The following is a 14,365-nucleotide window of genomic DNA, read 5'->3' as shown; positions in this document are numbered from 1 at the left end:
GCCACGCGCGCATGGATAAAACTGAAATCGATCACGGCATCGATCTTACGAAGCAAATGATCGCTGGGGACCAAACTGTCGAGTGTCACCATCTCAAGTTCGGTTTGATGTGGGCTGGGTTTCTTAAGCATTCCCCATTGAATCAAAAATCCCCGCCAATGGCGAGGACTTTGTCAGCAGTCTGAAGCAGCACCCGCGAAGGTGCTGCTTTTTTGCATTGGGCGACATGACATCAGGTATCGATTGTCGTCTGGTTCATGGATCGGGTCCGCGCCCGTTCTGACCGCAGGATCAGAAGGCTGGAAATCACGATCATCACCGATACGGCAAGGATGATCAGTGTCGCGAGCGCGTTGATTTCCGGCGAAACACCCAACCGCACGGATGAGAAAACCTTCATCGGCAGGGTTGTGGAACCCGGACCGGCGACGAAGCTTGCAATCACCAGATCGTCAAGTGACAGGGTGAAAGACAAAAGCCACCCGGCCAGAAGTGCGGGCAGGATCATGGGCAGGGTAATGACAAAGAAAATCTTTGCCGGTTTGGCGCCAAGGTCCATCGCGGCTTCTTCGACCGAGGTATCCATGCCCGCCAGTCGCGATTGCACAACAACTGCGACATAGGCGGCACAGAAGGTCGTGTGTGCGATCACAATCGTGGTTACACCACGCCCGGCTGGCCAGCCGATCAACTGTTCAAGGGTGACAAACAGCAATAGCAGGGACAGGCCGGTGATGACTTCGGGCATCACAAGCGGGGCGGCAACCATGCCCGAAAACAGGGTGCGGCTTTTGAACCGTCCGAAACGGGACATGACAAGCCCGGCCGGTGTGCCAACCGCAAGGGCCAGCGTTGCCGACATCACCCCGATCCGAAGGCTGTTCCAGGCGGCATCGATCATGCCGTCATTGGAAAACAGCGATACATACCATTTGAACGAGAAACCGGTCCAGACGGTGACCAGCTTGCCCTCGTTAAACGAATAAATGATCACAAGCAGGATCGGGACATACAGAAATGCAAAGCCGAACACCAAGGCGCTTAGAAGGAAAGTCGAACGTTTGCCGGTCATTGTCCGTTTTCCTCCTGCTTGGTCTGGATGTGCTGGAACCACATGATCGGTACGACAAGGAACAGCAGCATCGCAATCGCGACCGAGGATGCAATCGGCCAGTCACGGTTGGCAAAGAATTCGTTCCAAAGCGTTCGACCGATCATCAGGGTATTCGGCCCGCCCAGAAGTTCCGGGATGACAAACTCGCCAACGGACGGAATGAACACCAGAAGCGATCCGGCCAGAATGCCGGGCATCGATAGGGGCAGCGTCACCTTCATGAAGGCTTTCCAAGGCTTGCAGCCAAGATCAAGGGCGGCCTCGATCAGGCTGACATCCATTTTTTCCAGCGTGGAATAAAGCGGCAGGATCATGAAGGGCAGGTAGGTATAGACAATGCCGATATAGACCGCGAATTCGGTCTGACGCATGATCAATGGCTCGGAAATGATGCCGAGATTGAGCAACAGCGCATTGATCAGCCCCTCGCGGTCCAGAATGCCGATCCAGGCATAAACGCGGATCAGGAAGCTGGTCCAGAACGGCAGGATCACCATCATCAGCAGCACACTGCGAAGCGATCCTTGCGCGCGTGCAATACCATAGGCCATCGGATAACCGATCAGAAGCGTGATCACAGTTGAAATCGCCGCAATCCGGATCGAATTCAGATAGGCCGATATATAAAGACTGTCGCTAAGCAGAAACAGGTAATTGCCGAAATTGATCGTGATATTGACCCCTTCGTCAATCCACGTAAACAGCGCGCTGTAGGGCGGCTGGGCGTATTCGGCGGTGGCGAAGCTGATTTTCAGAACGATCAGGAACGGGATCAGGAAGAACAGCATCAGCCAGAGATAGGGCAGGCCGATCACAAGGACCCGGCCATGCTTGAGCATCAGGCGATCATAACGTTGTTTCAGGGTTGGCTTGTCACTGCTCATTGGTTCAGAACCGAAGCAGCCCCGGCCTCCCACGTTACCCAGACGCGATCTTCCCACGTGTAACGTGGTTCGATATGGCGGCTGGAATTGGGTTCGGTGACCTTGATGCGGAAACCGCTATCAAGGCGTACGTGATAGGTCGAAAGCCCGCCAAGATAACCGATTTCCTCGACCTTGCCAGACAGGCAATTATATTTCGTATCGGTCGGTTTTTCGGTCAGCAGGCGCAAACGTTCCGGGCGAAGCGCGATCCAAAGCGTCGCCCCTTCGTGGCCCTGAACGGCGTGGTCGATATAAATTTCACCACCGGCATCGTCGGAATGAATAACTGCGTATTTTTCGTCATCATCGACAAGCGTTCCTTCGATCAGGTTGACCTGACCCAGGAAGTTCGCGGTAAAGCGGCTGTTGGGATATTCGTAAAGTTCGAACGGGGTGCCAAGCTGACGGATCACACCTTCATTCATCACCGCAATGCGCGATGCCATTGTCATGGCTTCTTCCTGATCATGGGTGACCATGACAAAGGTGGTGCCGACCTTTTCCTGAATGTTGACCAGTTCGAACTGTGTCTGTTCGCGCAGCTTTTTATCAAGTGCGCCAAGCGGTTCGTCGAGCAGAAGAACCTTTGGTTTTTTGACAAGGGATCGCGCCAGAGCAACACGTTGGCGCTGCCCGCCGGAAAGCTGATGGGGTTTGCGTTTGGCAAATTTGGTCATTTGCACAAGGGCCAGCATATCGGAAACCAGCGTGCGGATTTCCGATTTCGGCAATCCGTCCTGATGCAGGCCAAAGGCAACATTCTGTTCGACTGTCATGTGCGGGAACAGGGCATAGGACTGGAACATCATGTTGGTCGGGCGTTCATAGGCCGGGACGCCTGCCATATCGACACCATCGATGAAGATTTTGCCCGCTGTCGGTTCCTCGAACCCGGCCAGCATCCGCAAAAGGGTTGTTTTGCCGCAGCCCGATCCGCCCAGAAGGGCAAATAATTCATGTCGGTAAATATCAAGCGACACATCATCGACGGCATAAAAGTCGCCGAACTTCTTGGTCACATTCTCGAAACGGATAAACGGGACCGCGTCGGGATTGTTCCAAGGCTGAGTCTTGTGCACATCCTCGTGTGCTTTCTGCAAAGCCCCCTGCGACACCAAGCTTCTCCCCTTGTTTGTTGTCGAGATATACCCAAAACATCGGGCGACATGCCCGGCTATGCATTCGAGCGCGGTTGGCCGAAGCTTGCCGTCCGATGTTTTGGTTCTGCCTGATTAACAGGATGAAGCAATTCCACAATCTGTAAAGAGGGGTGTGCGATATTTCGAACGTTTCGTGGTTGAAATTGCGATAAATGGCGGAAAAGTCAGCAGAGGTGTTCAGAAAATGTGCATTGTTGGCGGTTTCATCTTCGTTTAGCGCGGCTTTGGCATCCTGCGCAATTTCACGCACGTCATCACGAGTCACAGTTCGCAATGTCACAAAAAAGGGGCGCTGCGAACTGTGCAGCGCCCCTTTGGGCATGTCTGGTATTAACCGGACCGATTACTTGATCGATTTATTGATCGATTACTGGCCGGTTTTAAGTTTGGTCCACAGACGGGTACGGGTACGAAGTTCTTTCGAGCCCGGCTCGATCTTGGAACGCAGGCGTTCCTTGACTTCCTGCGACGGGTAAACACCCGGATCGGCTTTCAGATCTTCGTCGATGAATTCCATGGCAGCCTCGTTCGGGCTGGCATATTCGACATAGTTGGCAAGATCGGCACCGACATCGGCGCGCAGGATGTAATCAATGAATTTGTGGGCCAAATCCGGGTTCGGCGCATCGGCCGGAATCATCATCACGTCAAACCAGATCAGTGTGCCTTCCTTCGGAATCACGTATTTGATCTCGTTGCCATTGCCGGCTTCTTCGGCGCGAAGGGCAGCCTGACCAACGTCACCCGACCAGCCGATCGATACGCAGACGTTACCGTTGGCAAGGTCGTTGATATATTGCGAACTGTGGAAATAGGTGATGTAGGGACGGATTTTTTCGAGTTCGGCCATTGCGGCCTCGATATCCGCGGTCGACTGTTTGGAATCTGGCTTATCAAGATAGAAGTTGACGAGCGGCACGATTTCGCCCGGATCGTCAAGCATGGTCAGACCGCATTTCGACAGTTTTTCGGCATATTGCGGATCAAAAACCAGCGCCCAACTATCGAGCGGGGCATCGTCACCCAGAACTTCCTGAACCTTGGCAACGTTATAGCCAATGCCGTTGGTGCCCCAAAGGTACGGAACAGCGTAATCGTTGTTCGGATCGTATTTGGCGGTCTGGTTCAGGATTACCTTGTCCAGATTGCCAAAGTTTTCCAGTTTGGATTTGTCGACTTTCTGGAAGATGCCCGCCTGGATCAGGCGCTGTGCATCGGCCAGAGTCGGAACGACAAGGTCATAACCCGAATTGCCAGCCAGCAGTTTGGCTTCGACAACCTGGTTGCTGTCATAGACGTCGTAATTGACCTTTACGCCATATTCCTTTTCGAAATTGGCGACGGTTTCTTCGCCGATATAGTCAGACCAGTTATAAACATTAAGGACTTCCTGTGCCGATGCGCTTGCGGCAAAGCCCGAAAGGGCTGCGGCAAGGACAACCAGGCTGGAAGATTTAAGAAGTGATTTCATTTCGCTGAGCCTCCCATGTGGCAGCGTTTGAAAATTTGAAGGTCCTGTTATTGCTTTCTCCAAGACCCTCATATCCTTCGAATGCCTCAGGTTTTTGTCAAATACAAGATGGATTTTTGGGCATTTTTCGCATCAAGTGAAAAATTAGGCATTCATCATGCAACATTCTTGCGCCAGAGATGATGCCCCGGCGCAAGAATTCAATCAAACGTTCAGCAGAAGGTGTTCACGCTCCCACGCGCTGATCACCGTCTGATAGGCATCCCATTCGGCTTCCTTGACGGCCAGAACGGCGGCCGAAAATTCTTCGCCCAACAGGTCTTTTAGCGGTTTGCACCGATGGAATTTTGCCAGCGCCTCGTGGATGTGGCGGGGCAGGGAGTGTGCCCGGTCATAACCCGAACCCTCGATCTGGGCGGTCGGATCGATTTCCTCGATAATACCGAGCAAGCCGCAGGCAAGCGATGCCGCAATCGCCAGATACGGGTTGGCATCGGCACCCGGAATCCGGTTTTCGATGCGGCGAGCATTGGCCGGACCGTTAGGCTGGCGTAGGCCGACCGTACGGTTATCAAGGGACCAGTGCATGTTGATCGGCGCATCCGACCAGGGCTGCAAACGGCGGTAGCTGTTCATGTTCGGTGCCAGAAGCGGCATGGCAGCAGGCAGATACCGCTGCAAGCCGCCGACATAGTTCAGGAACATCTGCGAGTTATCGCCATTGTCATCGGCAAACAGGTTTTTGCCTGTCTTGATGTCGACGACGCTTTGATGGATATGCATGGCACTGCCCGGATGGTTGCCCATCGGTTTGGCCATGAATGTGCCATAGACCCCGTGCTTGAGCGCGGTTTCACGCAGCGTGCGTTTGAACAGAAACGCCTGGTCGGCCAGTTCAAGTGGCGCGCCGTGATTGAAGTTCATTTCAAGCTGGGCGGGGCCCGACTCGTGGCTCATGGTATCGGCGTCGATATTCATGGCCTCGCAATAGTCGTAAAGGTCTTCGATCAGTGGATCGAATTCGTTGATCGCATCGATGCCAAAGGCGTTCGATGCCCGTTCCGGGCGGCCCGAACGTCCGATTGGCGGTTCAAGCGGGTTGTCCGGGTCGGTGTTTTTTGCCACCAGATAAAATTCAAGTTCCGGGGCAATGATCGGTTTCATGCCGCGTTCTTCAAAGGCCGCAAGGACACGTTTCAGAACGTGGCGCGGTGAGATCGACACCTCGTCGCCATAAAAATGATAACAGTCGCAAATAATCTGCGCTGTCGGTTCTTCGTACCACGGCACGACGCGAATGGTTTCCGGATCGGGGACCATCACAACGTCTTTTTCCGCCGGGTCGAGAAACGCGTCGGTTTCTTCCGGGTAGCCCCCGGTGACCGTCATGGAAAAAATTGCCTCGGGGATGGCAAGGCTTTTGGCTTCAAGCCCGCGCAAAAACTTTTGCGTTGGCAGAACCTTGCCGCGTGCCACCCCGGACATATCTGGGACAATACATTCGACTTCTTCAATTTTGCGGTCAGAAAGCCACTTTTTGAGATCGGTACTCATGTGTAGTCGGACGCTTTCGCGCCAGTCCTTCAAAATTGCATTTTCTTGCTTTTTCCGGGCGTTTCCCGGTCAAATTCACAAGAAAGGAGGTTTGTCTTCGATGAATTCAGAATGTTTTTTTGTTATTTGCTTCGATATTCGAATTTTGTGCGAGTATTTCGGTGGATAGTCGAAGATATCAATTCATATATCTGGATGGCTCCCACCAAGTTGCGTTATAGTCGCCTCAGATTATAAGGGCAGCGGTTGGACGCTGGTCAAGGAGGTAAAATGAAAATCGAACATCCGTATCTTATGTTTCTTGGTGATGCACCCGACGAACTGGCGGCAAAAACCGCGATTGGCATCAAGCAGTGGCGCCCCGAATGGTGTGTCGCACAGCTAAGCCTTCCGGGCTGTCAGGCCGATCTTGGCCTGCCGGAAATGTCGATTGCCGAAGCCAAAGCCGCCGGTGTGAAAACCATCGTTCTGGGCGTTGCCAACCGCGGCGGTATTATCGGACCGGCATGGATGGAAACCCTTCTGGCGGCGATTGATGCCGGGATGGATATCGCCAACGGTCTGCATACGCGCCTTTCGACGATTCCCGAACTGGTCGAAGCCGCCAATGCCAAAGGTGTGAAGCTTTTCGACGTCCGTCACTTTGATGGCAAGCTGCCGGTCGGTAACGGTGAAAAACGTCCGGGCAAACGCGTTCTGGCGGTTGGGACCGATTGCTCGGTCGGGAAAATGTACACCGCCCTTGCGCTTGATGCGGAAATGAAAAAGCGCGGCATGAAGTCGACTTTCCGTGCCACCGGCCAGACCGGTATTTTCATCGCGGGCGAAGGCATTTCGGTTGATGCCGTGATTTCGGACTTTATTTCCGGCGCGGTTGAAACCATTGCGCTGGCCAACGAGCCGGACCATTGGGACGTTGTCGAAGGGCAGGGCAGCCTGTTCCATGCCTCGTTCGCCGGTGTATCCATGGGGCTGATCCATGGTTCGCAGCCCGATGCCATCATCGTTTGCCACGAACCGACCCGTACCCACATGCGTGGTCTGCCGGGCTATAAGTTGCCGGACCTGAAAACCACGATGGACGTCAACCTGATGCATGCGCGCCTGACCAACCCCGATTGTGTGGTTGCCGGTTTTGCGATCAACACCAAGTCGCTTGACGATGCGGCGGCCAAAAAGCTTCTGGCCGAGGTCGAAGCCGAATTTGGCCTGCCATGTGTGGACCCGGTTCGGACCGGTGTTGCATCGATCGTCGACAAATTGCAGGAGATCTGATGTGCCGCGCATAAGTGTCACATCTGAAGTCTGGCCGCTGCGCGGGGCGTTCAAAATCTCGCGCGGGGCCAAGACCGAGGCCCATGTCGTCAAGGTCGCCCTGACCGACGGTGAATATACCGGATATGGGGAATGCGTTCCCTATGCCCGTTATAACGAAACCGTCGAAGGCGTCATCGCCGATATCGAGGCCCAGGCTGATGCCCTTTCGCGTGGGATGACGCGAAAGGAATTGCAGGACGCGATGAAGGCCGGTGCGGCGCGCAACGCCGTTGACTGTGCCTATTGGGACCTTGAGGCAAAGCGGTTTGGGCGTCGTGCCTGGGAACTTGCCGAACGCAAGGCACCCGAAGGCCTGATTACGGCTGAAACGCTTAGCCTTGATACGCCTGATGCGATGCGTGAAGCCGCGCGCAAGGCGGCGTCTGCACCGTTGCTCAAGCTTAAGCTTAACGGCGAAAACGTTCTCGAATCCGTTCGTGCGGTTCGTGAAGGTGCGCCGACATCGCGTTTGATTGTTGATGCCAACGAGGCATGGTCGATTGCGCTGCTTGAGGATATCGGTGCGGAGCTTGACGCGCTTGGTGTGGAAATGATCGAGCAACCGCTGCCCGCCGGGCAGGATGACGGTCTGATTGATCTTGATTGTCCGGTGCTGCTTTGTGCCGATGAGTCGATCCATACCGTTGCCGATATTCCGCGTTTGTCGCAGCTTTACGACATGATCAATATCAAGCTTGATAAAACCGGCGGTCTGACCGGCGCGCTTGAGCTTGCCGATGCTGCCGCCAAGGTTGGCATGCAGATCATGGTCGGCTGCATGGTCGGGACATCGCTTGCGATGGCACCGGCGATGATCGTCGCCGCCGATGCCCGCATTGTTGATCTTGACGGTCCGCTATGGATGGCAAAAGACCGTGAAAACGGTCTGGCGTTTGACAAGGGTGTCATGGGGCTTCCTGATCGCGCCCTTTGGGGCTAATTTCCCGGGGCTAAGCCTGAAATTCTGTTGATTTTTGCCGCCATACCGGTTTTTCGGTGTGGCGGTTTCTTTTTGGTGCGGCTTATGATTTCGGGATGATGCGAGTCGCGACCATTTCGCAATTCGCGTTACGGTTTTAAGGGTGCTGTTGTTGTGAAAAACAACTTAGGGGCGCGAAAATACGTTAATTATTGTGTTGAAACAGGTGGTTGTTTCTATTTTTTCTCTCTTAATTAGTTAAAAATTAATTCAAAAACAGCGTGCCACCTCTTCTGGATAGTTGAATTGCCGGTTAAATCAGGGAACGATCATGCAGTTATTCGGGGCTGCAGTGGCTCCTTCGCATAGATGAGTTGGAGCTGACCCGCGTGCTATCCGGTCCCCGAAGAGATAGTCGACGCTTCGCAGGGCCCTTGCGATGTCGATATCGTGATTTTCTTTATACGCCCCGGCATGCAGAACTTCTGCATCTGCGGCGTAAGGAATCGGTACAGCTAACCGCGCGCTTCGCGGCCTTTTTTACCCTCGTTCTGCTGGCGCTTGTCCCGATCTGGGACGGGGCCTATGGCAATGGCTTCTGGCAATCGCAAGCCGTGATCATGCGCCTCCTTGTCATGGGGATTGCGGTTGTGGTGCTGCTTAATCGGGCGGTCAGTTCGAAATGGCGTCGCCGTGCGCCTTATCTGCCGATGCTGTTTCTTGTGATTGCCGCCGCCTTGCTGTGCGGTTTTTCGGGGCTTGATCTTGCGGCGTCGCCAAAGATGCTGACCTCGCACAGTTTCCTGCTTCTTGGCATTGTTGTCCTGATTGCCATCATGCCGCTGACACTGGCCGAGGCGGGAATAATGGTTTCTCCGATCGTTGTGTTGCTGTTCTTTGGTGCGCAGGGGCCCGTTGCAGGCGGTTATGTGCCGGTTGAAATGATTTTGCCCGTCTTGCTGCCGCTTGCGGTGATGGCGGCCATGGTTCAGCTTTATCGAACGATTGTTGCCGCGCAGGAAATTGCGATTGATCCGCTGACGGGGGTCTATACCCGTGCCTTTGGCATGGAAATGCTGCGTCTTAATTTTGAAGCCGCCTATCGCAAGCGAAGCCCGCTTACCGTGGCCTTTGTCGATCTTGATGACTTCAAGAAAATCAATGATCAGTTCGGCCATGATTACGGTGACCGCATTCTTGAAGAAGCCGGGCGCAATCTGGCGCATCGGTTTCGGAGCACGGATCTGGTTATCCGCTGGGGCGGGGAGGAATTCCTTGTTATTCTGCCTGACCTGACATTGGCGCGTGCAAATGAAGTCATGCATCGCGTCATGGCACCGGGTCTTGCCGATCTTGCCAATGGTTTGACCCAGCAGGCAAGTTACGGACTGGCCGAGCGGATCGAAGATGTCATTTCCCAGCCGCATAACCTGATCGACCTTGCCGATCAGCGCATGTATGACGCCAAAAAACGCCATGACCACGAACAGATCGTTGCTGATGGCCTGTCGGGTCGCAAGATTTCCGGGGCTGCTGCCACCACGTCATCGGCGCGTGCGGCCGATGCCAGCAAGGTCGTCAATCAGACCCTGAATTAACCCCGCGACCTTTGCGGCCTTTTCGAAGGTCCGGCATAAGGTTCTTCTTCTGCTTATTCCTAGATTTCGACAGGCGCCGCTTTTTGGGGCGCCTTTTTGCGAATCTGCCCCAATTGGGCATGTTGCGGGGCAATTTTACCCGATTGTATTTTTCGGGATTCCGCGATGCTGATGGGTGCGAGACCGCGTAAATGAGAGTTTCTGCGGGTTTGGAGCAGATTCTCATGATGGGAATCGAAAGCCGAATTTTCGACTCTGCTGATGGAATCGCAGTGTTTCCGCCATTTCTGATTACAACTTTTGATCAGATTTGCCGATTTTTCGGAAATGAACCGTGGCGCGGAAAAATGGGGATGCTGAAAAAATGACCGCATCTGGCCGGGATTCAGTTCGAAAAAGTGTCAGTTTGGTGAAATTTTGACCAAAAAAAGGGCATTAATTTTTTTGATAAAAAAATAGTCAAAAACGTGTTGCGTTCGCCCGATCTAATGGGTAATGTCTATTTGTGCGCTGCGGTAGGACGCAGTGCATTCCGGCGAGCGACTTGTCGCTCGTTTCTTGGACGTTTCCTCCCTAGACTTGGGCCGCTGTCACAGGCGGCCTTCTTTTTTGCCTGAATTCCAGGGTTTTACAGGTTTTTCTGGGGTGCGGGAATTCGCGCCGGAAATATCATTATGTCGCCTGCGCGGGATTGTGCGGTGCAACTCGCGCCATGGTGAAGGGTGAATGCCATTCTCCATCGGCATCAAAAAGAAAAGGCACCGTCTGTCTGACTGGTGCCTTTGTTCGCGTGTCGCAAGGTTATGGCATAGGGGTTATTTCTCCCGCCCTGGATCGCGTTCCGGGAAGTTGCCATCCCCGTCACCAAGGCCGCGCTGCATGATCACGCTATCGACCCAGCGGCCAAGTTTGAATCCTGCCGACTGCAATGTGCCCGCCACCCGGAAGCCCAGGCGCGCGTGTAACCCGATAGAGGCGACATTGGCGCTATCGCCGATCACGGCGACCATCTGGCGATAGCCAAGGGCCGTGCAGCGTTTGATCAGTTCGGACAGAAGCGCGCGACCGGCCCCCTTGCCGACAACATCGGGCGCGATATAGATCGTGTCCTCGACCGTAAAGCGGTACGCCGGGCGCGGACGATAGGCCCCAGCATAGGCAAAGCCTTCGACGCGGCCATCAATTTCCGCCACCAGATAGGGCAGGCCGCGTTCGCGGACATGCTGCCAGCGGGTTGTCAGTTCGGCGATTTCAGGCGCACGTTCCTCGAACGAGGCCAGGCCATGCAGGACATGGTGGCCGTAAATTTCGGTAATGCGGCCAAAATCCTCTGGCTCGGCATCGCGGATCACAAGATCCTCCAAGGGCGCGGCACCATTTGGCATCGGTTTTCCTGATGGTGTGGAAGAAACGGGGCTGGATGTCATCAGAAGGGATTCCCGTCAAGATCGTGGAAGCACGATATCAGATGCGTCATCTGTTCGCGCAGGGTGTCAAATCCGCGATGGGGCGTGATCGTGTCTTCGTCCATGTAAAGCGAGCGTGAAAGCTCGATCTGCAGGCTGTGCACGTTGTTTTCCGGTTGCCCGTAATGTCGCGTGCAAAAACCGCCTGCATATGGATCATTGTGCGACGGGGTAAAGCCCAGATCGCGGACACGATCTTCGACAAAGCGCGTCAAAGACGGATGGCAGGAACTTCCATAGCAATCGCCCAGAACCAGATCAACGCGGTTTTTGCTGCTGTCGACAGAATCACCGGGCATGGAATGGCAGTCAATCAGGATGCAATAGCCAAACTGATCGCGCGTTGCATCGATCAGTTTGCGAAGCGCACTGTGATAGGGGTGATAAAAGGTATCGATCCGGTGCATTGCCTCGGTGACCGGCAGGCGGGTTTTGTAAATTTCGATCCCGCCGCTGACGACGCGCGGGATGGATCCCAGTCCCGAGAGGGCGCGCATCGAATGAATGTCGGCGTCCGAGGGCAGGGGGCCGTCAAACATGCGCGGGTCAAGTTCCAGCGCCCCGCGATTGACATCGACAAAGGCACGCGGAAATGTCGCGCACAGCAGGGGGGCGCCCAGTTTGGGCGCACTGGCAAACAATTGATCGACAAACGCATCTTCGGACGCGCGCAGCGCAAACGAATCAATGCGCGCAATCTCGATCAATTCCTGCGGATAATGGCGCCCGGAATGGGGCGATGCAAACACCACCGGCAGGGTTTGCCGGGATGGCAGGATGACGGTTGCCGGTCCATTGCCGGTAAGATCCGATGGCAACTGGTTCATTGTCGTTTGTTATGTCTTCCCTAAACTGGATGATGATCATAGCAACAGCGATCCATCCCGTCCCCCATAGATGAAGATTTTTTGTCAAAAATCCAATTGAGGGGTTGCACCTTTCACGGCCTTGAGCTAAATACCGCCTCGCCGTCACAAACGGTGCTGGCCAAGCCTTCTGCCTTGAAGGCCGGTCAGATGAAAGATGGGTAAGAGGGCCTATAGCTCAGTTGGTTAGAGCGTTCGCTTGACATGCGAGAGGTCACAAGTTCGAGTCTTGTTAGGCCCACCATCTTTCCCCAAATACAGGGGCCTATAGCTCAGTTGGTTAGAGCGTTCGCTTGACATGCGAGAGGTCACAAGTTCGAGTCTTGTTAGGCCCACCATTTCCTCCCCGCCGGTTTCCGAGCGGGGTTTTGTGTTTCTGGCCCCAGAAACCGTTCATTTCCCAAGGTTATCAAGGCTTCCAGCGCATCATGATCGGCCCGGATATTTCCCGCTTGAAGTCGTGTGCAATATGTGTTGAATGCATTCAAACGAGCGTTCTGTTTCGGCCTGATGCCTTGTCATTCGGCCCGATGATCTGACGGAGGCCTGCAATGATCATGTCTTTCGAAACCGCCCTTGGCCTTCTTGCCGGATCACTGACCACGATTGCCTTCCTGCCGCAGGTCATCCGCACCTGGCGCACCCGCTCGACCGCTGATATCTCACTTGTGATGTTTCTGATCCTGTGCACCGGGATCGCGCTTTGGCTGGTTTATGGCTTGGTCCGTGGCGACTGGCCGGTGATCATTGCCAACGGCTTTACCCTTGTCCTGGCCTCGACCATCCTGTTCTTCAAGCTGCGCCACGGATAATCGGAGCTTCCGGTTCTATCGCATTGCCGCGATGCTTTTGCGGAACCTGATTGCGCTAAAGGCGAAGAACAGGGCGGCGATCACGAAGACGATCAGGAATTCCTGCCAGACGACATCTATCCCGGCATCGCGATACAGGATCGCCTGTGCAAAGCTGACAAAGTGGCTGGACGGGACGAATTGCATGATGTTCTGAAGCGTTTCAGGCATGCTTTCAAGCGGCGTATTTCCGCCCGACAACATCCGCATCGGTAATACGACAAGGATGAAGAGGAGCCCGAATTGCGGCATCGATTTCGTCATGGTCGCAAGGAAAATGCCAAGGGCGGTTGCAAAAAACAGATACAGCATGGTTCCGGCAAAGAACAGCAGCTTGGAGCCGATAATCGGCACGCCAAGCATAAGCTCGACGACAAAGAACAGCGATACCGCACTGGCGATCAGGATCACAAGCCCGTTGGCCCAGACCTTTGCCAGCATGATTTCAAACGGATCAAGCGGCATCACCAGCAGATGTTCAATCGTGCCATGTTCGCGTTCACGAATAAGTGCTGCTCCCGAGAGGATGATCGACAGCATGGTGATGTTGTTGATGATCTCCATCGCGCTGGTGAACCATGAACTGGTGGCGTTTTCGTTATAGGCATAACGTGTCACAAGTGTCGCCGGTGGTTCGTGATTTGCCGCGACATAGGCCGAAACCCCGCCCATGAAGGTCCGGACTTCCTGGGCGATGATATTGCTGACATAGCCTTGGCCGATCCCGGCCTGCATCATTGCGGTGGCGTCGATGTTAAGCTGAATTTCCGGCTGATGACCGGCAATAAGGTCTTTTTCAAAATCGGGCGGGATCACCAGAACAAAGGTGTATTCGCCGCCATCCATGGCGGCGTCAATGTCACCTTCGCTGATTTCCCCGGGTATCTTGAAAAATGGTTGCAGAAATGCATCACCGATCTGGCGCGACAATTTGGATTTATCCAGATCGGCAATCGCGATCGATGCGTTTTTAAGGTCATGGGAAAAGCCGGTGGCGGCATTGTAAATCGCAAATGAAAACGCCCAGCAGATCAGGATCAGCAACACGACATCGCGACGGAGGCTGAAAAGCTCCTTGATGCCCAGGCGATAGATATTTTCAATCCGTTTGCCATACATCGCG

General features: G+C 54.3%; 13 protein-coding genes and 2 tRNA genes. 7 read left to right on the top strand and 8 right to left on the bottom strand.

Going from position 1 to position 14,365, the window contains the following annotated elements:
- Positions 1 to 232 precede the first annotated feature (232 nt).
- The 5 genes from ABIE64_RS08795 to ABIE64_RS08775 all read right to left on the bottom strand — a co-directional run bounded on the left by ABIE64_RS08795 (position 233) and on the right by ABIE64_RS08775 (position 6,225).
- Positions 233 to 1,072 (bottom strand): ABC transporter permease subunit, encoded by an 840-nt coding sequence (locus tag ABIE64_RS08795; protein ID WP_007091765.1) that lies wholly within the window; start codon positions 1,070 to 1,072, stop codon positions 233 to 235.
- Entirely contained in the window at positions 1,069 to 1,998 is a 930-nt protein-coding gene (locus ABIE64_RS08790; protein WP_037987892.1) for an ABC transporter permease subunit, read from the bottom strand. Before ABIE64_RS08790 ends, ABIE64_RS08795 begins: the two co-directional genes overlap by 4 nt.
- Positions 1,995 to 3,155 carry an ABC transporter ATP-binding protein gene (locus ABIE64_RS08785; RefSeq protein WP_354377170.1) on the bottom strand — a complete coding sequence of 387 codons (1,161 nt, stop codon included), beginning with the start codon at positions 3,153 to 3,155 and terminating at the stop codon, positions 1,995 to 1,997. Before ABIE64_RS08785 ends, ABIE64_RS08790 begins: the two co-directional genes overlap by 4 nt.
- Positions 3,156 to 3,567: 412 nt before the next feature.
- Positions 3,568 to 4,671, bottom strand: coding sequence for a polyamine ABC transporter substrate-binding protein (locus ABIE64_RS08780; RefSeq protein WP_354377169.1), 1,104 nt, complete (start codon positions 4,669 to 4,671; stop codon positions 3,568 to 3,570).
- A 204-nt stretch (positions 4,672 to 4,875) separates the two neighbouring features.
- On the bottom strand, positions 4,876 to 6,225 hold the full coding sequence (locus ABIE64_RS08775; protein ID WP_114095297.1) for a glutamine synthetase family protein: 1,350 nt from the start codon (positions 6,223 to 6,225) through the stop codon (positions 4,876 to 4,878).
- 270 nt (positions 6,226 to 6,495) lie between these two features.
- Between ABIE64_RS08775 and dgcN the strand changes: the two genes are divergently transcribed.
- The 4 genes from dgcN to ABIE64_RS08755 all read left to right on the top strand — a co-directional run bounded on the left by dgcN (position 6,496) and on the right by ABIE64_RS08755 (position 10,427).
- Positions 6,496 to 7,500, top strand: a complete 1,005-nt coding sequence (dgcN, locus tag ABIE64_RS08770) for an N-acetyltransferase DgcN (protein ID WP_071239736.1) — start codon at positions 6,496 to 6,498, stop codon at positions 7,498 to 7,500.
- Position 7,501: 1 nt separating this feature from the next.
- Complete coding sequence (dgcA, locus tag ABIE64_RS08765) at positions 7,502 to 8,482, top strand: N-acetyl-D-Glu racemase DgcA (protein ID WP_354377168.1); 981 nt, start codon at positions 7,502 to 7,504, stop codon at positions 8,480 to 8,482.
- A 413-nt stretch (positions 8,483 to 8,895) separates the two neighbouring features.
- Positions 8,896 to 10,059, top strand: coding sequence for a GGDEF domain-containing protein (locus tag ABIE64_RS08760; protein ID WP_354377167.1), 1,164 nt, complete (start codon positions 8,896 to 8,898; stop codon positions 10,057 to 10,059).
- Between the two features lie 191 nt (positions 10,060 to 10,250).
- Entirely contained in the window at positions 10,251 to 10,427 is a 177-nt protein-coding gene (locus ABIE64_RS08755) for a hypothetical protein (RefSeq protein ID WP_175484470.1), read from the top strand.
- A 447-nt stretch (positions 10,428 to 10,874) separates the two neighbouring features.
- On the opposite strand, the gene ABIE64_RS08750 is transcribed toward ABIE64_RS08755, so the two are convergent.
- Both ABIE64_RS08750 and ABIE64_RS08745 read right to left on the bottom strand, forming a co-directional pair.
- Entirely contained in the window at positions 10,875 to 11,444 is a 570-nt protein-coding gene (locus tag ABIE64_RS08750) for a GNAT family N-acetyltransferase (protein WP_007091774.1), read from the bottom strand.
- Between the two features lie 41 nt (positions 11,445 to 11,485).
- Positions 11,486 to 12,352: an N-formylglutamate amidohydrolase gene (locus tag ABIE64_RS08745; RefSeq protein WP_354377166.1), complete on the bottom strand. Its 867-nt coding sequence runs from the start codon at positions 12,350 to 12,352 to the stop codon at positions 11,486 to 11,488.
- Between the two features lie 206 nt (positions 12,353 to 12,558).
- Between ABIE64_RS08745 and ABIE64_RS08740 the strand changes: the two genes are divergently transcribed.
- From ABIE64_RS08740 to ABIE64_RS08730, 3 genes are all read left to right on the top strand, one after another.
- Positions 12,559 to 12,635: transfer RNA gene (locus tag ABIE64_RS08740), tRNA-Val, on the top strand.
- Between the two features lie 17 nt (positions 12,636 to 12,652).
- Positions 12,653 to 12,729: transfer RNA gene (locus tag ABIE64_RS08735), tRNA-Val, on the top strand.
- 213 nt (positions 12,730 to 12,942) lie between these two features.
- Positions 12,943 to 13,203, top strand: coding sequence for a SemiSWEET transporter (locus ABIE64_RS08730; RefSeq protein WP_007091776.1), 261 nt, complete (start codon positions 12,943 to 12,945; stop codon positions 13,201 to 13,203).
- Between the two features lie 15 nt (positions 13,204 to 13,218).
- On the opposite strand, the gene ABIE64_RS08725 is transcribed toward ABIE64_RS08730, so the two are convergent.
- Entirely contained in the window at positions 13,219 to 14,361 is a 1,143-nt protein-coding gene (locus ABIE64_RS08725) for an ABC transporter permease (RefSeq protein WP_354377176.1), read from the bottom strand.
- Between the last annotated feature and the right edge of the window lie 4 nt (positions 14,362 to 14,365).

This window comes from Thalassospira sp. MBR-102 (assembly GCF_040549275.1).
Taxonomy (GTDB): Bacteria; Pseudomonadota; Alphaproteobacteria; order Rhodospirillales; family Thalassospiraceae; genus Thalassospira; species Thalassospira xiamenensis.
Note: the sequence above shows the minus strand (reverse complement) of the source record. Positions and strands in the feature narration are given on the sequence as shown.